The following is a 22,016-nucleotide window of genomic DNA, read 5'->3' as shown; positions in this document are numbered from 1 at the left end:
AACGGCTAGAATTAGCCGCCGATAGATGCCAAGTGAGGCGTCATTCCCGAATTACCATCATGTAGGAAGTGACTGACCGACTTGGTCTGTAATTGTGCTTGGATGCGCTCGATCAGCGCTTGCTCTTGAGCGTCTTCTTGCAGCAAGTCGCGTAGCTCAACACCATGTTCGCCAAACAAGCAAAGATGCAGCTTGCCCATGGCGGAAACACGTAAGCGATTACAACTTTCACAGAAGTTCTTCTCATACGGCATGATCAACCCAATTTCGCCTTTGTAATCGGCATGAACAAATACCTGTGCAGGACCGTCGTTTTTCTGACGCGCCTTGAGTATCCAGCCGTTAGCGATAAGTTGGTTGCGGATATCGACACCCGAAACATGGTGGTTTTGGAACAATTCGTCCATTTCACCCGTCTGCATGAGTTCGATAAACCGAAGTTGAATAGGACGGTCTTTGATCCAGTTGAGGAACGAAGGCAGCTCTTTTGCATTGAGATCTTTCATCAATACAACGTTCACCTTGACCTGCTCGTACCCAATCTCAAACGCACGGTCGATACCAGCCATCACCTCGGTAAACTTATTTTCACCAGTGATCTGATGGAACATGCGTGGATCTAAGCTGTCGACACTGACGTTAATGTGTGTCAAACCCGCTTGCTGCCAAGTATCCACTTGCTTCGCCATGCGATAGCCATTCGTCGTCGTTGCGACTTTAGTGATACCCGGAGTATTAGCGACCGTTTCAATGATCTGAGGAAAGTCCTTCCTGAGGCTCGGCTCACCACCAGTAATACGCACCTTCGACGTACCACAATCTGCAAACGCAGTTACGACACGCTTAATTTCAGGTAGCGTCAAAAATGCCGGTCTTTTTTGACCAGGTGGTTTGTAGCCATCAGGGAGGCAGTATGTACATCGGAAATTACAGACATCTGTAACCGACAAGCGCAAGTAATAAAACTTGCGATGGAATTTATCTTCGAATTGTTGCGCCACGGAACACCTTTCCAAACACGGGAGGCGTGATCATTTCCAATCAAGCCCTTGTGACCAATCTGTCACTGGCTCAACACGCTTATCTTGAATGATTTCATCATAAGACTTAGCGTCGTGAGCTCGGAGTTATGGCAATTAACGCTCTTGGAGCATTAACAGCGTGCGATTAAAATACTTAATAACGACGGGGTTTTCCAGTTCTCTAATCAAAAAACCTTACTTATTCGTCATTTTTATTATAGTTGAGTATCGTAAATGAACAATTTACCCTATGTTACGACAACTCGATAACATAAAAGAAGAATAAGATGAGCATATATTCATCAAAAAAAGTCGTGGCGATTGGCGGGGGCCACGGACTTGGCAGAATGTTGGCTGCACTCAAAGATTTTGGCTCCAATGCTACCGGCATTGTGGCCACTACAGACAATGGTGGTTCGACTGGTCGCATTCGTGAGTGCCAAGGTGGCATTGCATGGGGAGACACGCGCAACTGTATCAACCAGCTCATTACCGACCCATCCATTGGTTCAATGATGTTTGAGTACCGCTTTAAAGGAACTGGAGATCTAAACGGTCACAATCTTGGCAACCTTATGCTGACGGCGCTCGACAACTTATCCGTTCGACCTCTGGAAGCCATTGAGCTTATCCGTGACCTTTTGAAAGTGGACGTCAATATAATCCCCATGTCGGAGCATCCTTCAGACTTAAAAGCACTGTCGGTGGATGGTAAATGGGTGACGGGCGAAACGTCAGTTGATGAGATGGAACAAGACTTACAGCGCCTTGATCTAGAACCTTTTGTTCCCGCGACAAAGGAAGCAGTAGACGCCGTTGCACAGGCCGATTGCATTGTTCTCGGTCCCGGTAGCTTCCTGACCAGCATCATGCCTCCACTACTTTTAGCGGACTTAAGCTATGCCATAGCCAAGAACACCGATGCAAAGGTGGTATTTGTGGAGAACCTATCGCCTGAATATGGTCCTGCGGGTCGCATGACGCTAGAGCAAAAACTGAAATGGTGTGAGCGTGCCCTACAAGGTAGAAAGCTCGACGTTATCCTGGGAGAAGAAGCGCATCCTGACATTTATTCAGAATGGAATTGCGTCACTTTGCCGCTTGCATCACCAAATAGAGATTGGCGTCACGACCGTTCAAAACTCAAAGCCGCGATAGAATCACTGTTGCAATAATCGAAGTGAGCATCGAAAAAGGGCTGTGTAAACACAGCCCTTTGTTATGATTCCAGCTCAGCTAAAAACGATACGTAAGTAGAGTGCGTTCTGTCGAGTAACACCAGTACTTTGTCGATTAATGCTTGGTCATGAGGCAGAGTATTCTGCTTGGATAAGGTGTCGACCTCGATAGCTAACTGACATAGCGGTTCCGCTCCAAAACTTGCCGCGCTGCTTTTAAGCGCATGACAAATTTCCGCCAGCTGGGTTAGCTTATCTTCTAGCGCACCTGAAGAAAGCTGCTCTTGATACGTCACTAATTCGCCGGTAAAAATTCCCAAAAGAATTGGAATATTGTCAGGTCCAATTTCCTTAGTAAGCTGATCGACTCGCTCTCGATTCATAAGTGTCATACGTTGTTCTCACTCGCATTCCATGCTTGGATTTTTCTGTAGATAGTCGATGGACTAACATCTAAGTACTTAGCAGCTTGAGGAATATTTCCATCACACGCTTCAATCGCCTGCTCGATGGTACGGCGCTCAGTTTGCCACAACGGCTGTATATCTTGAGGACCAAATGACGACGTAATAGTAGCTGCGGGCTTACTTACGACGACGGGTATATTCAATGGTGGAGGTAGCATGTCCAAGGTAATTTCCTTGCCATGGTTCAGCACCACCACATTTCGAAGCACATTCTGCAACTGACGTACGTTACCTGGCCATTCATATTGAATAAATCGCTCAATCACGTCTTGCGAAAAACGAACGAAGCTTTTGCCTTCTTCATGGGACATAAAGCCCAAAAGAGAATAGGCAATCTCGATTACATCCTCTTCACGGTCGCGAAGTGGTGGCAAGTGCAGTGGGATAACGTACAAGCGATAGTACAAATCTTCCCTAAAGCGCCCTTCTTGTACCTCTTTCCAGGGATCTCGGTTGGTTGCACACACGAAGCGCACATCCACTTTCTTCATTCGAGAAGAACCAACCTTCTGGAACGTACCTGTTTGGATAAATCGCAATAACTTGGTTTGTAGGTCAAGATCCATCTCACACAGCTCATCGAGGAATAGGGTTCCTCCATCGGCGAGCTCTGCCGCACCTTGTCTGTCTACCGCCGCGCCGGTAAAAGCGCCTTTCACGTGACCAAACAGTTCACTCTCAATCAAATCTTTAGGAATTGCAGCACAGTTAATGGCGATGAACGGCTTATCACCACGCTTACTCGCCGCGTGAATGGCTTCTGCGCATACCTCTTTACCGGTACCACTTTCGCCTGTGATAAAAATACTGGCTTTACTGGATGCGGCAGAATCGATGGTACGGTAAACGGCTTGCATTGGTTGGCTACTACCGATAAAACCTTGATAACTCGGGCTGCCGGTATCATTGATCTCATCACGCAGCTTAGAGGCTTTGCGGATGGCGTTGGTGACCGTGACGCGCAGACGGTCTGCCTCACAGGGTTTGATCAAGAAGTCTTGCGCCCCGTGTTGCATCGCGTCTACCGCAATATCGATAGAACCGTGCGCCGTCATAAAGATGATCGGCACATCGGGATTGAATTTTTTTACTGCGTCCAACACATCCATACCTGTCATGTCGGGAAGACGCAGGTCGAGAAGTATTAGATCAGGCGTCCGATGCTCTAAGCTTTGAATCGCGTCGCGGCCATTGCCAACGATATTGATATCGATCCCCAAAGGAGAAAGGTACGAGCGATACAACGCAGCAACGGAGGCAGTATCTTCTACCATTAATAGGTAGCGAGACTTCGGCTCGTCGATTAAAGGTTGCATAAATCCTAGCTAACTGTTGTTTTGTTATGTTTGCTTTATAAGCATATTCGCATTTTGCAATTATTGGCTGGTAAAAACCATTTTTATTTTGCAGTTTAAAACCTGAGCAGCCTAGCAGACTGCTCCTAGCTTGTTAACTGTTTGCAATAAAGTGCTGTCTAAGTTTCTCTATTTCATCACGTTTTTCGGCTGCCAACTCAAACTCAAGGTTCTGAGCATGTTGGTACATCTCGCCTTCGAGCTTGAGTATTTGCTTCTCAAGATCTTGAGAAGATAGCGCCACATAAGCCTGCGACGGCTCGGCCACCTTCGACAGTGGTACCTGTTTGCCTTTTTTAGGCTTACCACTTTTCACTGCGCCGCCTATCTCCATAATATCTTTGATATTACGTTTTAGCGCAGTCGGCACTTTACCGTGCTCTTCATTATAAGCATGCTGTTTTTCACGGCGACGATTGGTTTCATCAATAGCTTTCTTCATTGATTTGGTGATGGTGTCACCATAAAGAATTGCCTTGCCTTTGAGGTTACGGGCCGCACGACCGATAGTCTGGATCAAAGAGCGCTCTGAGCGCAGAAAGCCTTCTTTATCGGCATCGAGAATCGCCACCAGCGAAACCTCTGGCATATCTAGACCCTCTCGAAGTAAGTTGATCCCTACCAAGACATCAAACTCACCCAACCTCAAATCACGAATAATCTCGGTTCGCTCCACGGTATCGATATCTGAGTGCAGATAGCGAACTTTCACGCCATGCTCATTGAGATATTCCGTCAGATCTTCCGCCATGCGTTTAGTCAGCGTTGTGACCAAAACACGCTCATCAATCGCAGCTCGCGCTTTTGCTTCTGACAGCAAATCATCAACCTGAGTCGCCACCGGGCGCACTTCAATTTCGGGGTCTAACAGACCTGTAGGTCGCACTACTTGGTCCGCTACATCGCCGTTGGATTTTTCCAGCTCGTAAGCACTTGGCGTTGCCGAAACAAAGATGGTTTGCGGCGCAATCATCTCAAATTCTTCGAACTTCATAGGACGGTTATCCAATGCTGAAGGTAAACGGAAACCAAACTCCACCAGCGTCTCTTTTCGAGAGCGGTCACCCTTGTACATGGCCCCGATCTGTGGAACCGTCACGTGGGATTCGTCGATGATCAACAAACCGTCTTTTGGTAAGTAATCAAATAGCGTCGGAGGCGGCTCACCCTCTTTACGACCACTTAAGTAACGAGAATAGTTTTCGATGCCAGAGCAGAAACCAAGCTCGTTCATCATCTCAATATCGAACTGGGTACGCTGCGAAATCCGTTGCTCTTCGAGCAGTTTATTGTTCTCTTTTAAGTAATCTTGTCGGATAACGAGTTCTTTCTTGATCTCTTCAATAGCATCAAGAATGCGTTCTCTTGGTGTTACGTAGTGTGTCTTCGGATAGATGGTGTAACGCGCAATATCTCTTTGAGTGATCACACCAGTAAGAGGGTCGAACAGGCTGATGCAGTCGATCTCATCGTCAAACATCTCCAAACGCACCGCTTCTTGATCCGATTCAGCCGGGAATATGTCGATGACTTCACCGCGAACCCTGAACTGTCCACGTTCAAACGCTACATCGTTTCGTGAATATTGGAGCTCAGCTAAGCGAAGTAAAATGTCTCGCTGGTCGATGACCGCGCCACGAGTCACGTGAAGCATCATCTTCAAATAGGAGTCTGGATCACCCAGACCATAGATCGCGGATACAGATGCGACGATGATGGCGTCTTTACGCTCAAGCAGCGCTTTGGTTGCTGATAATCGCATTTGCTCAATATGAGCGTTTACTGATGCGTCTTTTTCGATGAAAGTATCGGTGGTCGGAACGTACGCTTCTGGTTGGTAGTAGTCGTAGTATGAGACGAAATACTCGACAGCATTATTCGGAAAGAAAGCCTTCATCTCACCATACAACTGTGCCGCGAGTGTCTTGTTAGGCGCTAGCAAAATAGCAGGGCGCTGAGCCTGTGCAATCACATTAGCAAGCGTGAAGGTTTTACCTGAACCTGTCACACCGAGCAAAGTCTGGTGTGCCAAACCTGAATCAAGCCCATCTACGAGTTGAGCGATAGCGGTAGGCTGATCGCCAGATGGTTGGTAATCGGAAACCAAATCAAAGTGTTTTGCCATGTGTTTCTATCCCTTATCTGCAACCCTAGTATTTCAACGCTAGTCGCCTAATTTTGCAACTAAAATGCTCGCTTTTATCAACCATATTTGCTATCGTAATCGCCCCGCCAAGCTCTAGCTCCAAACGTTAATCGCAAATTCATCCACGGTTTTTCCCCAATCAACCAATTATACGCTGTGAACATCCTCATTCTCACTTTTGATACTTTTCTCAAGAGCATTCGTAAATAACTGTTTATTATCAACTTAATTGACTTAAGAATCAGTTATTCACAAGCTGATAAGTGAGTAATTACTCAAATTCTGAATTGACCCCGTACAATTAACACATTTATCCACAAATTTGGTGGATAAGTAAAACAAGCTCAACACCCACAAGGCTCTCAGAAAAGTAAAGCAATTTTTGGATCTTTTTTTCTAGTGATTTTTCAAAAAAACCGTTGACTCAAACATCTAGGATAGCTAAGATTCGCCCCGCTTTAAGCAATTCCCCCTTAGTTCAGTTGGTAGAACGGCGGACTGTTAATCCGTATGTCGCAGGTTCGAGTCCCGCAGGGGGAGCCAAATTCAGAATAAGCCGTGTCGTAAGACGCGGCTTTTTCGTATCTGCTAAACAGAAATCTCCTTCAAAAGCTGTGTCAAACGACATGGCTTTTTTCGTTTTTAGCCCGAACGCTTATACTTTTCGTACAAACAAGCAAAACCATAGATTTCGCAGGTTGTTATTCACCGCTCAAAACAGGATAATATTGGGATCGGAGCTCTTTACACTTATTATTATGACCGAATATCTCTTGTTGTTGGTGGGTACGGTACTCGTCAACAATTTCGTACTGGTAAAATTCCTTGGGTTGTGCCCGTTTATGGGCGTGTCGAAAAAACTCGAGACAGCAATTGGCATGGGCCTAGCGACGACATTCGTACTGACGCTAGCCTCTGTGTGCGCCTATTTGGTGGAAACCTATGTTCTGGTTCCGCTCGGCATTCAATATCTCAGAACCATGAGTTTTATCCTGGTGATTGCCGTGGTGGTTCAGTTCACAGAAATGGTCGTGCACAAGACGAGTCCTACACTCTATCGTCTACTCGGTATTTTCCTACCGCTGATCACGACCAACTGTGCGGTTCTCGGTGTTGCACTTCTTAACATCAATGAAAACCACAACTTTATTGAATCTATCATCTATGGATTCGGCGCGGCTGTCGGTTTTTCTTTGGTGCTCATTCTGTTCGCTTCTATGCGCGAGCGTATTGCAGCGGCCGACGTCCCTGCACCGTTTAAAGGTGCATCGATTGCCATGATTACCGCAGGTCTCATGTCACTGGCGTTCATGGGCTTTACAGGGTTGGTGAAATTGTAATGACTACCATCCTTATCGCTATCATTGCCGTCGTCATTCTCGCAGGCCTTTTTGGTGCTGTGCTGGGTTTCGCCTCTATCAAATTTAAGGTAGAAGCCGATCCTATCGTTGACCAAATCGACAGTATTCTTCCGCAAACGCAATGTGGTCAATGTGGATACCCAGGTTGCCGCCCTTACGCGGAAGCTATCGCCAACGGTGATGCTATTAACAAGTGTCCTCCGGGTGGGCAACCTACTATCGAAAAACTGGCAGACTTAATGGGCGTTGAAGTCGAGGACTCTGCTCACGATGCTGAAAAATCGATTAAGAAAGTGGCGTTTATTCATGAGGACATGTGTATTGGGTGCACTAAATGCATTCAAGCCTGCCCTGTAGATGCCATTGTGGGGGGCACGAAAGCCCTGCATACCGTTATCAAGGATGAGTGTACGGGTTGCGATCTTTGTGTTGCACCTTGTCCAACTGATTGTATTGAAATGATCCCCGTTGAAACCACAGCTGATACATGGAAATGGCAAATGGATGCTATCCCTGTCGTCAATATTACCGAACCAACTACAGAACTAAACGGTAAATAGGGAGCACTATGTTATCACTCATCGAACAGATTAAAACTGGCTCTCTTTGGGATTTCCCAGGTGGCGTGCACCCACAAGAAAATAAGAAGCAGTCTAATCAGAGCGAAATTGTTAAAGCGTCAGTTCCAAACGAATTAGTCATTCCCCTTAAACAGCATATTGGTAAACCAGGCGATATCTTGGTCAGCGTTGGCGACCGAGTGCTTAAGGGACAACCGCTTAGCCAAGTGAATGCGGCATTTATGTTGCCTGTTCATGCACCAACCTCGGGGACTATCACAGCAATTGAGCCTCGCACTATTGCGCACCCGTCTGGTCTTAGCGATCTATGCATTGTTATTGAATCAGACCAACAAGACCAATGGATTGCGCTCGATCCAGTTGCCGATTTTACCGAACTCGAACCCGACGCCATTATCGAGAAGATTCGCTTGGCGGGTATCTCTGGCATGGGTGGTGCCGGTTTCCCGACGGCCAAAAAGATCCAGTCTGGCTTGCAGCGTACCGAGATCCTGATCCTCAATGCCGCCGAGTGTGAACCGTATATCACGGCTGACGATCGTTTAATGCAAGACTTTGCGCAAGAGGTGATTGAAGGGATCAATATCCTTAAGCATGTCCTAAAGCCAAAGCTCACTATCATAGGTATCGAAGACAATAAACCAGAAGCGATCAAAGCGCTGGAAATGGCAGCAGTTGACGAAGATATCGTTATTCGAGTCATTCCAACGAAGTATCCTTCTGGTGGTGAAAAGCAGCTCATTAAGATCCTAACCAACCTGGAGGTACCTGTTGGTGGCATTCCGGCTGATATTGGCTTGATGGTGCAAAATATTGGTTCGGCTTACGCGATTAAACGTGCTGTTTGCGACGGCGAGCCACTTGTTGAACGTGTGGTGACTCTTACGGGTAAAACCTTCAAGAAACCACGCAATGTTTGGGCATTGATTGGCACGCCAGTGCAGGCCCTGCTCGATGAATTTGGCTACAAAGCAGATAAGAAATCTCAGCGCCTAATCATGGGTGGCCCTATGATGGGCTTCACCTTGCCGCATGCGAATGTACCGATCACCAAAACCGCTAACTGCATTTTGGCGCCGACGTTTAGAGAAATAGACCCTCGCTCTCATGAGATAGCCTGTATCCGCTGTAGTCAGTGTGCAGAAGCCTGCCCTGCATCTTTGTTGCCACAGCAACTGCAATGGTATGCCAAATCGCAAGAATACGATAAATGTGAAGAGCTCAACCTTAAAGACTGCATTGAGTGCGGTGCGTGCGCGTTTGTCTGCCCAAGCGAAATTCCACTAGTTCAGTACTATCGTCAAGCAAAAGCAGAGATACGCACACGTAAAGCAGAGTCAGAAGCAGCAGAGCGTGCCAAGGTTCGTTTTGAAGAGAAAAAAGCACGTCTAGAGCGTGATAAAGCTGAGCGCGAGAACCGCTTCAAGAAAGCAGCAGACGATCGCCGCAAGCAAATGAAATCTAGCGGTGGTGACGACGCCATTGCCGCAGCAATAGAGCGAGTTAAAGCACAGAAAGCAGGCGCTGATACAACTAGCGAAGTCAAACCGGCTGTCGCTGCAGCGATTGCTCGTGCGAAAGCAAAACAAGCAGAAGCGGCGAAACAAGGTCAGGCTGAACCTGATAACTCCGAAATGGCAAAACTGCGCGAAGAGCGCAAACGTCAAGCACGAGAGCGCAAAGCGCAAAAAACCACGGACTCAAACGCTGTTGAGAATGACGCTGGTAATACTGAGCAAGATCCTAAGAAAGCCGCAATAGCCGCAGCGCTGGCAAGAGCCAAAGCGAAAAAAGCGGCTCAGCAACAAGCTGCGGAATCAGCAGGCGATGTTGAGTCGAATGAGCAAAGTGCGAAAAAAGATGCGGTTGCCGCGGCGATAGCGCGGGCGAAAGCACGAAAAGAAGCGTCGCAAGCTGAAACCTCAAGCTCAGAGAGTGAATCACCTGCAGCCGAAACGGGCGATGCAAAGAAAGCGGCCGTTGCCGCAGCAATTGCTCGTGCCAAAGCTCGTAAGCAAGCGACACAAGCTGAAGCAACAGAAGTAGACAGTGAAACAGCTGCACCTGAATCGGATGACCCGAAAAAAGCGGCTGTGGCTGCTGCAATTGCCCGAGCAAAAGCTCGCAAACAAGCAGCGCAAGCTGAAACACCGGAAGCAGACGGTGAAACCGCTGCGCCTGAATCGGATGACCCGAAAAAAGCGGCCGTTGCTGCTGCAGTTGCGCGTGCTAAAGCCCGCAAACAAGCAGCGCAAGCTGACACACCGGAAGCAGATAGTAAAACAGCTGCACCTGAATCAGAAGATCCGAAGAAAGCGGCTGTGGCCGCTGCCATTGCTCGTGCAAAAGCTCGCAAGCAAGCAGCGCAAGCTGACACGCCGGATGTAGAAAGTGAAACAGCTGAGCCTGAATCGGACGATCCGAAGAAAGCGGCTGTGGCTGCTGCAATTGCCCGAGCAAAAGCTCGCAAGCAAGCAGCACAAGCTGCAGCGCCAGAGGTAGACAGTCAAACTACAGCCTCTGATTCGAATTCTCCTGAGACGGAAGATCCAAAGAAAGCCGCGGTCGCCGCAGCGATTGCGCGAGCTAAAGCACGAAAACTCGAACAAGAAAAAAATAAGGAGAACAACTAGTGTCGTTCTTTATAGCTAGCTCTCCACATGCACATAGCCGCAAACGTACACCAGACTTAATGAAAGGTGTAGCGCTGTGCGCTTTGCCTGGTTTGGTTGCTCAAACCTACTTCTTCGGTTGGGGAACGCTAATTCAACTTGCATTCGCTATTGTTGTTGGACTTGGTTTAGAAGCGGCAATTATGCTTCTTCGTAAGCGCTCGCCATCACTAGCGCTTCGTGATTACAGTGCACTAGTCACTGCATGGCTGTTGGCGATTGCCATCCCTCCACTGTCACCATGGTGGATTGTGGCCATTGGTCTGGTCTTCGCTATCGTTATCGCCAAGCACCTTTATGGTGGCTTAGGACAAAACCCGTTTAATCCGGCTATGGTGGCGTACGTAGTCTTGCTTATCTCTTTCCCTGTGGAAATGACAAGCTGGATTGCACCAAACGCTATCTCTAGTGAGCCAGTGAGTTTTGCAGATGCATTTTCACTGATTTTTGGTGGTTTTGATGCGGATGGCTACTCGCTTCAGCAGATCAGAACCGGCATTGATGGCATCACGATGGCGACGCCGCTTGATGCGTTCAAAACCGGTATTAGCAACGGCAATACGTCAACTGAAGTCTTCGAGCAACCTATTTTCGGCAGCCTTGCTGGCGTTGGCTGGGAGTGGGTAAACCTTGCCTACCTTCTTGGTGGATTGGTTCTACTAAAACTGCGCATCATCCAATGGCACATCCCAGTCGCGATGCTTGTGTCTTTGACTGTCGTCAGCGGGTTCTTTGCTTTGGTTCTGCCGGGTGAAACAGGTTCACCACTACTGCACCTACTTTCCGGTGCGACTATGTTGGGCGCATTTTTCATTGCAACTGACCCTGTTTCCGCGTCAACGACAGTGAAAGGTCGACTTATATTTGGTGCCTTTATCGGTTTGATGGTCTTTGTGATCCGAACTTGGGGTGGCTTCCCTGATGGTGTGGCGTTTGGCGTTCTTCTTGCCAACATGTGTGTGCCACTGATCGATTACTACACTAAACCAAGAACCTACGGACATTGATACCATGTTGAACGCAATCAGAAAAAACGGCTTGACGCTTGCTATCTTTGCCTGTGCTTCAACAGGTTTAGTCGCGGTTACCCAGTACTTAACCAAAGACCAAATCGTTCGCCAAGAGCGAGCACAGCTTCAAGCCACGCTCAATGAGGTGATTCCTCATGATCTGCACGATAATGAACTGTATGCCGCTTGTACCCTAGTAAGTAACCCAGCACTGGGCACCAATCAGGCACAACCTGTCTACATTGCAACCGTCAACAATGAACCGACGGCACTGGCCATCGAGACTATTGCACCAGAGGGCTACAACGGTGCAATAAAGCTGATTATCGGCCTAGACACTGCTGGTACTATTCTTGGTACACGAGTATTAGCCCATCAAGAAACGCCGGGGCTGGGTGATAAAATCGACCTTAGAATTACCGATTGGATTCTTGGTTTTGCTGGTAAGCAAGTCACTGAAGACAATCTAGGGGATTGGGCAGTTCGCAAAGATGGCGGACAGTTTGATTCCTTTACCGGTGCAACCATCACGCCGCGTGCCGTGGTTAAAGCCGTAAAAAACACCGTGGAATACGTGAACACCAATCGCGATTCCATTCTAAGCCAACCGCTTAATTGTGGAGGTGAATAATGGCAACGTCTAAAGAACTGCTAAAAAACGGAATGTGGGATAACAACCCTGCCCTCGTCCAGCTGCTGGGTCTGTGCCCACTGCTAGCCGTATCATCAACCGTGACCAACGCGCTTGGTTTGGGCTTGGCGACGCTTTTGGTACTGGTTGGTTCAAACGTTACTGTTTCGTTGGTGCGAGACTATGTGCCAAAAGAAGTCCGTATTCCAGTCTTTGTGATGATTATTGCAGCGCTGGTAACCTGCGTTCAGCTACTAATGAATGCTTACGCTTACGGCCTCTACTTGTCGCTGGGTATCTTCATTCCCCTAATCGTAACCAACTGTATAATTATTGGTCGTGCCGAAGCCTTTGCTTCCAAGAACGCGGTTGGTCCAGCGGCACTGGATGGTTTCTGGATGGGTATGGGCATGACCTCTGCTCTGGTCGTTCTTGGCGCAATGCGTGAGCTGATTGGTAACGGGACGTTATTTGATGGTGCCGACCTCTTGCTTGGTGACTGGGCAGCAGCGCTTCGAATTGAAGTATTCCAATTTGATAGCCAGTTCCTGTTGGCACTATTGCCACCAGGCGCGTTTATCGGCGTCGGCTTCTTAATTGCGCTTAAGAACGTTATCGATAAACAAATCGAGCAGCGCCAACCAAAACAAGAAAAACCAGAGATTGAACGCGTACGCGTCACCAACTAAAGCTTTTCATGCCCGATGTTTTCGGGCATTTTTATAATAAAAACATACTGGATACTCAGACACTGAGTACAAGCAATCAGCGGAAGAATTAGTCAGCAAATGAACAACACTAAAAGAAAAGAGATTCTAGAGCGGCTTCGCGAGAACAATCCCAATCCAGAGACAGAGCTTAACTGGAGCTCACCATTTGAACTGCTCATCGCCGTTCTCCTCTCTGCGCAGGCAACCGACGTCAGTGTGAACAAAGCTACAGATAAACTCTATCCGGTCGCGAATACACCAGAAGATATTCTTGCGCTCGGCGTTGATGGCGTCAAAGAGTACATCAAGACTATTGGCCTGTTTAATTCAAAAGCCGAAAACGTCATCAAGACCTGCAAGATCCTTATTGAAAAACACGATAGTGAAGTTCCAGAAAACCGCGAAGCGTTAGAAGCCCTACCCGGCGTAGGACGCAAAACCGCCAACGTAGTACTCAACACCGCCTTTGGCTGGCCAACTATCGCCGTAGACACCCACATCTACCGCGTCTCAAACCGCACTAAGTTCGCGATGGGTAAAACCGTCGACGATGTGGAAGAGAAACTACTCAAAGTCGTTCCAAAAGAATTTAAACTCGATGTGCACCACTGGTTGATCCTTCACGGACGCTATACCTGTGTCGCCCGCAAACCGCGCTGCGGCAGCTGCATTATTGAAGATTTATGTGAGTTCAAAGATAAAGTCTATCCAGACAATTAATATTAAGGGAGCAATGTTATGTCTAACGGTCGTATCCTTCACACTATGCTACGCGTAGGTGATTTAGATAAGTCTATCTCGTTTTATACCGACGTCATTGGTATGAAATTGCTGCGTAAAAATGAAAATACCGAATACAAATACACCCTAGCCTTTCTGGGCTTTGGTGACGAGTCTGAAGGTGCAGTCATTGAGCTGACCTACAACTGGGGCGTCACTGAATATGACTTGGGCAGTGCTTATGGTCATATCGCTATCGGCGTAGATGACATCTACACCACATGTGATGCAATTAAAGCGGCTGGCGGTAACGTCACTCGCGAGCCTGGTCCTGTAAAAGGTGGCACCACTCAAATCGCCTTCGTTAAAGATCCAGACGGCTATATGATTGAGCTAATTCAAAACAAAGAAGCCAGTGCTGGTCTCGAAGGTTAAGTGCTGATTTCATAAAGCTCAAACGACAAAGCCAGTGGAAATAACCACTGGCTTTTTACTCTCTCTACCCTAGCATCCCTAACTGTTTATGACTTGCCGTCAAACCAATGCTGTTCTGAGACCACCTTGTTGTTCTTCACTGTAACCTCATAAGCTTTTTGACCGTCCATTGAGTACTGTGTAATGGTGCCGTTGTTGATCGCGCCATCTTCATAATTAGCTTGGTAGGCCTTGTTACCATTGGAGTAATATTGAATAGCAGGTCCATCTTTTTGCCCACCATCATAAGTGGCTTCCGTTCGCGGCTGACCGTTTTCATACCAAGTCGACACCTGACCTTGCAGTTTACCTTTGTCGTAATTGGCATCGACTACCTTTTGACCATTGTAAGCCCATTCAGTGTAGTGCCCACTGCGCTTGCCATTCTGGTAGTGTGAATCCGTTTTTAGCTGACCGTTATCATACCATTGCTTCCATTCACCGGTAGCGACACCTTCTCGGTAGTTAATGCTGGACGCGACTTGTCCATTGGGATACCACGTAGTTTCTGAACCAACGGCTTTACCATTGGCAAACTTCACTTGCAGCGCGTTTTGGCCAGTATCATATTTTCTGGTCAGTCTGCCAGTGAATGGCGTTGTCTCATTAACCTGATAGGCAACGCCATTTCGAACTTGAACATAATCTACCGTATTACCGGTGTCTTCAACCGTCGTTTCTGTAGCGTAAGCTCCGATGGAAGCACAGGTTAGAACACCTGCAATAATTGCAATCGAACTCTTCATGTTGTTACCTCAAATACATAACTTATGTCGGCACAGTCAGAATAGTATTGAGAAAATCATTAACAAAGAGGTAATCATGATTAGTATTGTTGCAAAAATAAAAAGGAACCTTTGATGTGTATAAGAGACTAACTTAGCTTTGGTAATGAGCCTGAAGGCACAGAGGTTGAGTTGATTCAAAACTATAAAGCTAGTGCTGGCCTTAAAGGTTAATAGCTAAAATCACCTCACTGAGCCAAGAAAACAGTGGGCTTTAACGACCAACTTTTTACTGCCACCACCCAAGTATCCCTAACTCTCAAGTTTTCACAGACTCCCCAACGCAAAAGACTGTTCTCCCCCTTAATACCATAGCCCATTGCCTTGCTGACCAACGCAACATAGGGGGAGTTAGAGGGGGTATTGATCTTCAGTGTTCAAGTGGTTTTCTAGATATCAATACAAAACTGCCTACATTGAGAAAACTCATTTTTGCCCCATTATAAGTTGGCAGCCAATATGTCAGCGATTAGAAAAAATAATGGATTCTATGTTACTTAGTGACGAATATTTTCAGTTCGATACTCTGAAGGCGTCATACCAACTTTATTTTTGAACAACCTAGAAAAGTATTGCGGGTATTCAAAACCAAGCGAGTAAGCAATGGTTGCCACCGAATCCTTGCTTGAAAGTAAGCGATCTTTTGATTTCTCAATCAGCGCATAATGAATCCAATCTTTGGTTGTTTTACCTGTTTCCGCTTTTAAGGCGTCACTTAGATAGCGACTGGTCATATTCATGCCTTGCGCTAACACTTCCACCTCTGGGATTGACGCAGATTCTTGAATTACAGCGTCTAACCGTGCTTCTAGAAGTACTGCAAATCGGTCATATACTGAGGTGTCAGCTTCTTTACGCATTAAAAATTGGCGGTGATAGTAACGGTTGACATACATTAGCAAGGTACTAATTTGCGATAGGATAAGATCCTTACTGAATGCATCTAAACTGTTGTTGTTTTCAGCCTCAAGCGCATCAAACATCGCGACCATATGTTGCTCTTCTTTTGGTGAAAGGTGTAAAGCCTCGTTCACCGAATAATTGAAAAATTGATATTGCTTAAGTTCGTCTTGCAGCTTGTGACCACGGATATAATCGGGGTGAAAGCAGATGGTGCGAGCAACTGAGTCAATAATTATACGGCTGGCAGTGAGCTTTTGGCCGGGAGCAATAAACAGCATTGTTCCACTTGAACAGTCGTATTGGGTGCGACCGTACATGACCTCGCCTGATGAGATGTGTTTGAACGATATCGCGTAGAAACTAGTGGTAAGTGACATGCTCTCACCGCTAAGTAATTGATTGTCATCACTGTTGGGATTTAGTTTCATTACATCAACTAAAGGGTGCTCTGGTGGGCGTATACCGAGAACAGCATTGAGTTGTTTAATGGTATCAAAATGGAAGTTTTTCATTGTTTAACCTCATCGTGCAACCTTTAGCGGTATCTACCTCGCTCTGATTCATATTATGGTTTAGTTGAGTAAAAAGTTCAGTGCACAAATTGACGTGAAGTGTATACAAAACTTCGGGGCGGTTCGATTCGTTATTTCGTATACAACTCTTGCAGTTTTGTGCACTGCTATTTTTGGCCATGTCTCTTAAGATCGCTCTATCGATTATGAAGCCTTCGAATTTAACCGCATTGTGTTAAAGGCATTGTTTCGAAATAGCTAAACCATCATAAAATATGAGGAATAAAGTTCATGGCAAATAAACCTTGGAGTGCTGACGACATACCTACTCAAAAAGGAAGGATTTCAGTTGTGACTGGATCAACCAGCGGGATCGGCAAGGAAACTGCGAGGGTGCTAGCGCAAAAACAATCAACTGTGATACTTGCCGTAAGAAATGTATCAAAAGGTGAGAAGGTAGCAGCGGAAATTCGAGCGGACTATCCAGATGCCGATGTTTCGGTTATGCAATTAGACCTTTCCAGTCTTCACTCAATTCAAGCGTTTAGTTCACAGTTTTTAGCAACTTTCGATAGGCTTGATTTACTGATCAACAACGCAGGAGTAGCGTGCCCGTATGCCAAGACTGATGATGGATTTGAAATTCTAATGGGAACGAATCATCTAGGTCACTTTGCATTGGTCGGCCATTTACTCGAGACTCTCAAGAAAACACCAAACTCCCGTGTGGTGGTCGTTTCTGCTGGCGCACATAAGTCCTCAAAGATCGATTTGGATGACTTGAACTGGGAGAAGCGAAAATACAGTAATTTTACTGCGTACGCAGATAGCAAACTGGCGAATCTCTACTTTGCCTATGATCTGAAAAGACGTCTTAAATCAGAAGGTGACAACCCGATGGTTACAGCCGCTCACCCGGGCTGGACGACATCGGAACTCCAGCGAGGTGTAGTGAAATTCTTAAATATCTTTTTCGGCCAGAGTAAAGAAATGGGAGCACTACCAACATTACGAGCTGCAATAGACGAAAGTGCATCTTCGGGTGATTTCTTCGGCCCGCAGGATTTCTTCGAACTACATGGCGCACCCATAAAGGTCGAATCAAGCAAGCAGTCACATGATGTCGATGCTGCGCGAAAGCTTTGGACGCTATCTGAAGAATTAACAGGAATAAAATACTAAACGACGATACAGGAGTATTGCGCTAAGTACGTTTGAGGATATTTATGGACAGTAAAATAGTTTTACAGGTGGTGGGTGTTATCATTTTATTACTAGGGGCGATACTCAGCTATAACCCCGAGTTAGTGAGTAATAAATCCATCCCTGAGGATGCCTTCCAAGCTGTTGAAAGAAGAGTCCGTTGGGGCTTTCTGATGGGGGCTGGCATGCTGCTCATTTTTCATCATCAAATTACCCCTTATTTGTTTACTGTTGCTGCACTTGGTATGACATTAACATTTGGGGCATTGATTTCGCGGGTAATGGGTATCTTCCTTGATGGTTCCGTACCAAGACATTGGATGTGGGTTGCTGTTGAGCTAGTAATGGTCATTGGCTTTGGCATTTGGTATGCGAAGCAACACGTATAATCCGTTGATTTTCCATACCTAAACTAATTAATTGATCTATAAACTAGCAATATCACTGACACAGAACTGTCTAAATGTAATTTAAACATAAATAAGCAACTAGCAACGTCCCTTTTAACTTTCAGCACGCGCTTTAGGTAGATTCCGCATCAAGTGCGGAATGACGACTAATTTGAAACCTGCATTAACGAATCCGCCGAGCCAATCACCGCTTTAACCCACTCAAAAAAAATAAAAAAACCAGCAGCCTCACAACTACTGGTTTCCAAAACTCCAACGCCAAACAGACCCTAAACCTCAGTCCGCCCAAACGAGATCACCACCCTCTGGTTTTTCGCTTTTCCAATCGGGGATTCATTGCTCGCAATCGGTCTGCGTTTACCGTAGCCCTGCACCTGAATTCGATCTTTTGGTAATCCTAGTGAGTGGAAATAATCTTGAAGGATCACTGCGCGCTTTTCTGAAAGCTGCTGACTCTCACTTTTTGTTTCACCCGAATCGGTGTAAGTGGACACCAACACCAAGTCGATATCTTGATTATATCTCACATACTCAGCGATCTGTTGCAGTCGATGCTGAGAGGTTTTATTCAGCTGCTCGCTGTTACGGTCATAGTGAAGAATGGTGAACGAGATGTCTTCAAAGCTATATGGCAGAAGATTAGCCACACAATCACTAAATACATTGTATTTACCTTGGAACAATACCGACGAGAGTGACACCTCGATACGCTCATCACGGCTCTGCCAGTCTTGATAGCTAAAGGTCGGATAACGTCCCTTTTCGAGCTCGCTCAAGATACTCCATGCAGCTTGTCCGCCGACATAACCATTAAACTGTTTGAAAAACTGTAGGTTACTGATGCGGTCTGCACTATCGCCTGGACGCCAAGGTGGTGGCATGGATACTAGGCTAACATTGCGTGTTTCGCCCATTGCGCGGCGCATTTTCAGTTCAAAGTCGAGGTTAATCTTTTTGCTCGCACGTGCAATAAACTCCGCATCCCCAAAATTTGGGATCGGATGAACAAGGCGGCACTCCAACGGTGTATTACTTACCATTTCCCATTGAGACTGGGTTGGTGTTGCCACGTAGCGCTTCTCAATTGCCGCATTGGCAACAGGAGCGATTAACGCAGGCAACAAGAACGTGGCAAGTAAAGTGTTTAATTTCATATAGATAGATAACTCGATAGCAATAACATCAGCGGCATATCCTTGCCGCTAATGCATTTAGATGGATCTCCATCTTGTACATTGCAAATATCCCGCCAACATCAACGTCTGTTTTTGACTAACTTGTCATGAAGAATGAGATACAAACGATTACCTGTATCTATGGTTGAGGTATTAAGCCCGAAATTAAATGCGTTGTTTGGTTTTTTATGCTGAAAGAATCTGCAATAATGCCCGCTTCGTCACATTAAAAAACTCTAACATGTCTGTAGAAAACGAAGCTCTTACACTAAAAAAGCGATTCCGTGGTTATTTTCCCGTTGTTGTCGACGTGGAAACGGCAGGTTTTAATGCTAGCACTGACGCGTTACTGGAAATCTGTGCCATCACTTTAAAGATGGACGAAGAAGGTAACCTACAACCTGCCACTGTGATGCACTATCACATCGAACCGTTCGAAGGCGCTAACCTAGAAAAGGAAGCGTTGGAGTTTAACGGTATTCGAGACCCGTTTAGCCCACTGCGTGGAGCGGTTTCTGAACAAGAGGCACTGAAAGAGATCTACAAAGTGATTCGAAAGGAGCAAAAGCAACACGATTGTAATCGCGCAATCATGGTGGCACATAATGCGAATTTTGATCATAGCTTTGTTAGTGCGGCGAATGAGCGTGCCAAACTTAAGCGCGTACCTTTCCACCCGTTTGCTACCTTCGATACCGCGACATTAAGTGGTCTTGCCTTTGGTCAAACGGTATTGGCAAAAGCTTGTAAAGTCGCAGGCATGGAGTTCGATAACAAGGAAGCCCACTCGGCTCTTTACGACACCCAAAAGACGGCTGAGCTGTTTTGCCGAATCGTCAACAAATGGAAAGCACTTGGTGGCTGGCCTGTCGTTGACGAGAACCAAGAATAAACAAACACAACTTTTAGAGATTATTATGAATCCTGTCGTTATTTCTGTTTGCATCATGCTGGTTCTGGCATTGATGCGCGTTAACGTTGTCGTTGCGTTAACATTTAGTGCCATCGTTGGTGGCGTTGTCTCTGGTATGTCACTGACCGATGCTGTTAGCGCCTTTGAAGGTGGGCTTGGTGGCGGTGCTACTATCGCACTGAGCTACGCGATGCTAGGTACCTTCGCGGTTGCCATTTCCAAGTCTGGTATTACTGACCTACTTGCACAAAGCGTGATTAAGCGAATTCATGGCAAAGAGAGCTCTGCGGGCTCAACTGGTCTTAAGTATGCGGTTCTTGTCGCGCTGATTCTTGTGACTATGTCGTCTCAGAACGTGATTCCTGTGCATATCGCCTTTATCCCAATTTTGATTCCACCTTTGCTAGGCGTATTTGCGAAACTCAAGCTTGATCGTCGTTTGGTTGCTTGTGTGTTGACCTTTGGTCTTGTTACGCCATACATGGTTCTGCCTGTAGGTTTTGGTGGCATCTTCCTAAACAATATCTTGCTTAAGAACCTACACGACAACGGTTTAGAGTCGGTAACTGCATCTCAAGTCCCTATGGCGATGCTACTTCCTGCGCTAGGCATGATCACAGGTCTACTTCTCGCTATCTTCTTTAGCTACCGTAAGCCGCGTGAGTATGCTGCAACAGAGATGACACAAATCGATGAAGAACCTTCTCACATCAACAAGAAGAACATCTTTATTGCTATCGCTGGTATCGTAGCGGCACTAGCCGTTCAGTTGACTTCAGGTTCAATGATTATCGGTGCACTTGCAGGCTTCATGGTCTTTACCTTTGGCGGCGTGATTGCATGGAAAGAGACGCAAGATGTGTTCACTAAAGGTGTTCACATGATGGCGATGATCGGCTTTATTATGATTTCTGCAGCGGGCTTTGCTGCGGTAATGAAGCAAACTGGTGGTGTTGAATCTCTTGTAGAAGCTCTATCTACCAGCATTGGTGACAACAAGCCGCTAGCGGCATTACTAATGCTAGTCGTTGGTCTTTTGGTCACTATGGGTATCGGTTCTTCTTTCTCTACGATTCCAATCATTGCAACTATCTATGTACCGCTTGCTATCGCTTTCGGTTTCTCACCAATGGCAACCGTTGCCCTTGTCGGTACTGCTGCTGCGCTGGGTGATGCGGGTTCACCAGCCTCTGACTCAACGTTGGGTCCAACTTCAGGCCTGAACGCAGACGGTCAACACGAGCACATTTGGGAGACGGTGGTTCCTACCTTTATCCACTACAACATTCCACTTATCGTGTTTGGTTGGATTGCAGCGATGGTGCTGTAGTCGTTCGAAGACTCGTAGTCTCGTGCTAAAATACGTAGAAAGCAAAAAGGCTTGGTCACTGACCAAGCCTTTTTCGTATCTGATAACAAGCGCTTACTTCTTCGCTTGTCTCGCTTCGAACGCGGCAAGCTGTTCAGGTGTTGCCTTTGGTTGGTGGTTCGTTTTCCACTCATCGTAAGTCATACCATAGACACGTTCACGAGCGTCATCGATATCTAAATCTAGACCTTGGGTTTCCGCTTCTGCTTTGTACCATTTACTAAAGCAGTTACGACAAAAGCCAGCCAGAATCATAAGGTCGATGTTTTGAACGTCCTTATTGCTATCTAAGTGCGCAAGAAGGCGGCGAAATACAGCTGCGTCTAGCTTATCTTGTTGGTCTTGCGGGAGATCTTTGTATTTGAAGTCAGCCACTCTACTTTCCTTTATTGTTGGTTTTTCTATCTCCATCCTAACCA

Annotated in this window: 21 protein-coding genes, 1 tRNA gene and 1 riboswitch; of the genes, 14 read left to right on the top strand and 8 right to left on the bottom strand. The window is 46.5% G+C overall.

The genetic code is table 11. From position 1 onward, the window contains the following. Positions 1-11 precede the first annotated feature (11 nt). On the bottom strand, positions 12-1,001 hold the full coding sequence (moaA, locus tag J4N45_RS12365) for a GTP 3',8-cyclase MoaA (RefSeq protein WP_252011619.1): 990 nt from the start codon (positions 999-1,001) through the stop codon (positions 12-14). Further along, positions 990-1,139, bottom strand: a riboswitch (molybdenum cofactor riboswitch). (Overlaps the previous gene by 12 nt.) 170 nt (positions 1,140-1,309) lie before the next feature. Here moaA and J4N45_RS12360 point away from each other — a divergent pair. After that, positions 1,310-2,197 (top strand): YvcK family protein, encoded by an 888-nt coding sequence (locus tag J4N45_RS12360; protein ID WP_252011618.1) that lies wholly within the window; start codon positions 1,310-1,312, stop codon positions 2,195-2,197. Positions 2,198-2,241: 44 nt separating this feature from the next. Here J4N45_RS12360 and J4N45_RS12355 read toward each other — a convergent pair whose 3' ends face one another. The 3 genes from J4N45_RS12355 to uvrB all read right to left on the bottom strand — a co-directional run bounded on the left by J4N45_RS12355 (position 2,242) and on the right by uvrB (position 6,147). Then, on the bottom strand, positions 2,242-2,592 hold the full coding sequence (locus J4N45_RS12355) for an Hpt domain-containing protein (protein WP_252011617.1): 351 nt from the start codon (positions 2,590-2,592) through the stop codon (positions 2,242-2,244). Then, positions 2,589-3,983, bottom strand: coding sequence for a quorum-sensing sigma-54 dependent transcriptional regulator LuxO (luxO, locus tag J4N45_RS12350; RefSeq protein ID WP_252011616.1), 1,395 nt, complete (start codon positions 3,981-3,983; stop codon positions 2,589-2,591). The genes J4N45_RS12355 and luxO overlap by 4 nt, the downstream gene beginning before the upstream one ends. Before the next feature lie 133 nt (positions 3,984-4,116). Then, on the bottom strand, positions 4,117-6,147 hold the full coding sequence (gene uvrB / locus J4N45_RS12345) for an excinuclease ABC subunit UvrB (protein WP_252011615.1): 2,031 nt from the start codon (positions 6,145-6,147) through the stop codon (positions 4,117-4,119). A 488-nt stretch (positions 6,148-6,635) separates the two neighbouring features. Between uvrB and J4N45_RS12340 the strand changes: the two genes are divergently transcribed. From J4N45_RS12340 to gloA, 9 genes are all read left to right on the top strand, one after another. Next, a tRNA-Asn gene (locus J4N45_RS12340) sits at positions 6,636-6,711 on the top strand. A gap of 215 nt (positions 6,712-6,926) precedes the next feature. Beyond that, on the top strand, positions 6,927-7,508 hold the full coding sequence (rsxA, locus tag J4N45_RS12335) for an electron transport complex subunit RsxA (RefSeq protein ID WP_042476631.1): 582 nt from the start codon (positions 6,927-6,929) through the stop codon (positions 7,506-7,508). After that, positions 7,508-8,089: an electron transport complex subunit RsxB gene (rsxB, locus tag J4N45_RS12330; RefSeq protein ID WP_128648622.1), complete on the top strand. Its 582-nt coding sequence runs from the start codon at positions 7,508-7,510 to the stop codon at positions 8,087-8,089. The genes rsxA and rsxB overlap by 1 nt, the downstream gene beginning before the upstream one ends. Before the next feature lie 8 nt (positions 8,090-8,097). Next, positions 8,098-10,743: an electron transport complex subunit RsxC gene (rsxC, locus tag J4N45_RS12325; protein ID WP_252011614.1), complete on the top strand. Its 2,646-nt coding sequence runs from the start codon at positions 8,098-8,100 to the stop codon at positions 10,741-10,743. Then, positions 10,743-11,789: an electron transport complex subunit RsxD gene (gene rsxD / locus J4N45_RS12320; RefSeq protein ID WP_252011613.1), complete on the top strand. Its 1,047-nt coding sequence runs from the start codon at positions 10,743-10,745 to the stop codon at positions 11,787-11,789. The genes rsxC and rsxD overlap by 1 nt, the downstream gene beginning before the upstream one ends. A gap of 4 nt (positions 11,790-11,793) precedes the next feature. Then, positions 11,794-12,423 carry an electron transport complex subunit RsxG gene (gene rsxG / locus J4N45_RS12315; RefSeq protein WP_252011612.1) on the top strand — a complete coding sequence of 210 codons (630 nt, stop codon included), beginning with the start codon at positions 11,794-11,796 and terminating at the stop codon, positions 12,421-12,423. Beyond that, the gene (locus J4N45_RS12310) at positions 12,423-13,112 is read left to right on the top strand and encodes an electron transport complex subunit E (protein ID WP_252011611.1); all 690 of its coding nucleotides are present in this window, start codon (positions 12,423-12,425) and stop codon (positions 13,110-13,112) included. The genes rsxG and J4N45_RS12310 overlap by 1 nt, the downstream gene beginning before the upstream one ends. Before the next feature lie 99 nt (positions 13,113-13,211). Further along, on the top strand, positions 13,212-13,853 hold the full coding sequence (nth, locus tag J4N45_RS12305; protein ID WP_252011610.1) for an endonuclease III: 642 nt from the start codon (positions 13,212-13,214) through the stop codon (positions 13,851-13,853). A gap of 18 nt (positions 13,854-13,871) precedes the next feature. Beyond that, positions 13,872-14,288 (top strand): lactoylglutathione lyase, encoded by a 417-nt coding sequence (gloA, locus tag J4N45_RS12300; RefSeq protein WP_042476622.1) that lies wholly within the window; start codon positions 13,872-13,874, stop codon positions 14,286-14,288. Between the two features lie 86 nt (positions 14,289-14,374). Here the strand turns inward: gloA and J4N45_RS12295 are convergent, their stop codons facing one another. Beyond that, entirely contained in the window at positions 14,375-15,073 is a 699-nt protein-coding gene (locus J4N45_RS12295; protein WP_234495468.1) for a toxin-antitoxin system YwqK family antitoxin, read from the bottom strand. Between the two features lie 536 nt (positions 15,074-15,609). Then, on the bottom strand, positions 15,610-16,527 hold the full coding sequence (locus tag J4N45_RS12290) for a helix-turn-helix domain-containing protein (protein WP_252011609.1): 918 nt from the start codon (positions 16,525-16,527) through the stop codon (positions 15,610-15,612). A 291-nt stretch (positions 16,528-16,818) separates the two neighbouring features. On the opposite strand from J4N45_RS12290, the gene J4N45_RS12285 reads away from it, so the two are divergent. Together J4N45_RS12285 and J4N45_RS12280 are read left to right on the top strand one after the other, a co-directional pair. Then, complete coding sequence (locus J4N45_RS12285) at positions 16,819-17,709, top strand: oxidoreductase (protein ID WP_252011608.1); 891 nt, start codon at positions 16,819-16,821, stop codon at positions 17,707-17,709. A gap of 44 nt (positions 17,710-17,753) precedes the next feature. Then, on the top strand, positions 17,754-18,119 hold the full coding sequence (locus J4N45_RS12280; protein WP_252011607.1) for a DUF4345 family protein: 366 nt from the start codon (positions 17,754-17,756) through the stop codon (positions 18,117-18,119). A gap of 290 nt (positions 18,120-18,409) precedes the next feature. On the opposite strand, the gene motY is transcribed toward J4N45_RS12280, so the two are convergent. Further along, a complete protein-coding gene (motY, locus tag J4N45_RS12275) occupies positions 18,410-19,294 on the bottom strand; it encodes a flagellar protein MotY (RefSeq protein WP_042476599.1) in 885 nt (294 codons plus the stop codon). 262 nt (positions 19,295-19,556) lie between these two features. Between motY and rnt the strand changes: the two genes are divergently transcribed. Together rnt and J4N45_RS12265 are read left to right on the top strand one after the other, a co-directional pair. After that, a complete protein-coding gene (gene rnt / locus J4N45_RS12270; RefSeq protein WP_128648628.1) occupies positions 19,557-20,207 on the top strand; it encodes a ribonuclease T in 651 nt (216 codons plus the stop codon). A gap of 25 nt (positions 20,208-20,232) precedes the next feature. Continuing rightward, positions 20,233-21,558, top strand: a complete 1,326-nt coding sequence (locus J4N45_RS12265) for a Na+/H+ antiporter family protein (protein WP_234495464.1) — start codon at positions 20,233-20,235, stop codon at positions 21,556-21,558. Between the two features lie 93 nt (positions 21,559-21,651). On the opposite strand, the gene J4N45_RS12260 is transcribed toward J4N45_RS12265, so the two are convergent. Further along, positions 21,652-21,972 carry a DUF1244 domain-containing protein gene (locus tag J4N45_RS12260; RefSeq protein WP_042476594.1) on the bottom strand — a complete coding sequence of 107 codons (321 nt, stop codon included), beginning with the start codon at positions 21,970-21,972 and terminating at the stop codon, positions 21,652-21,654. Positions 21,973-22,016 lie beyond the last annotated feature (44 nt).

The sequence above is a fragment of the Vibrio sp. SCSIO 43140 genome, from assembly GCF_023716585.1.
GTDB classification, from domain to species: Bacteria; Pseudomonadota; Gammaproteobacteria; order Enterobacterales; family Vibrionaceae; genus Vibrio; species Vibrio maritimus_B.
This window is presented reverse-complemented; position numbering and strand designations above follow the sequence as displayed.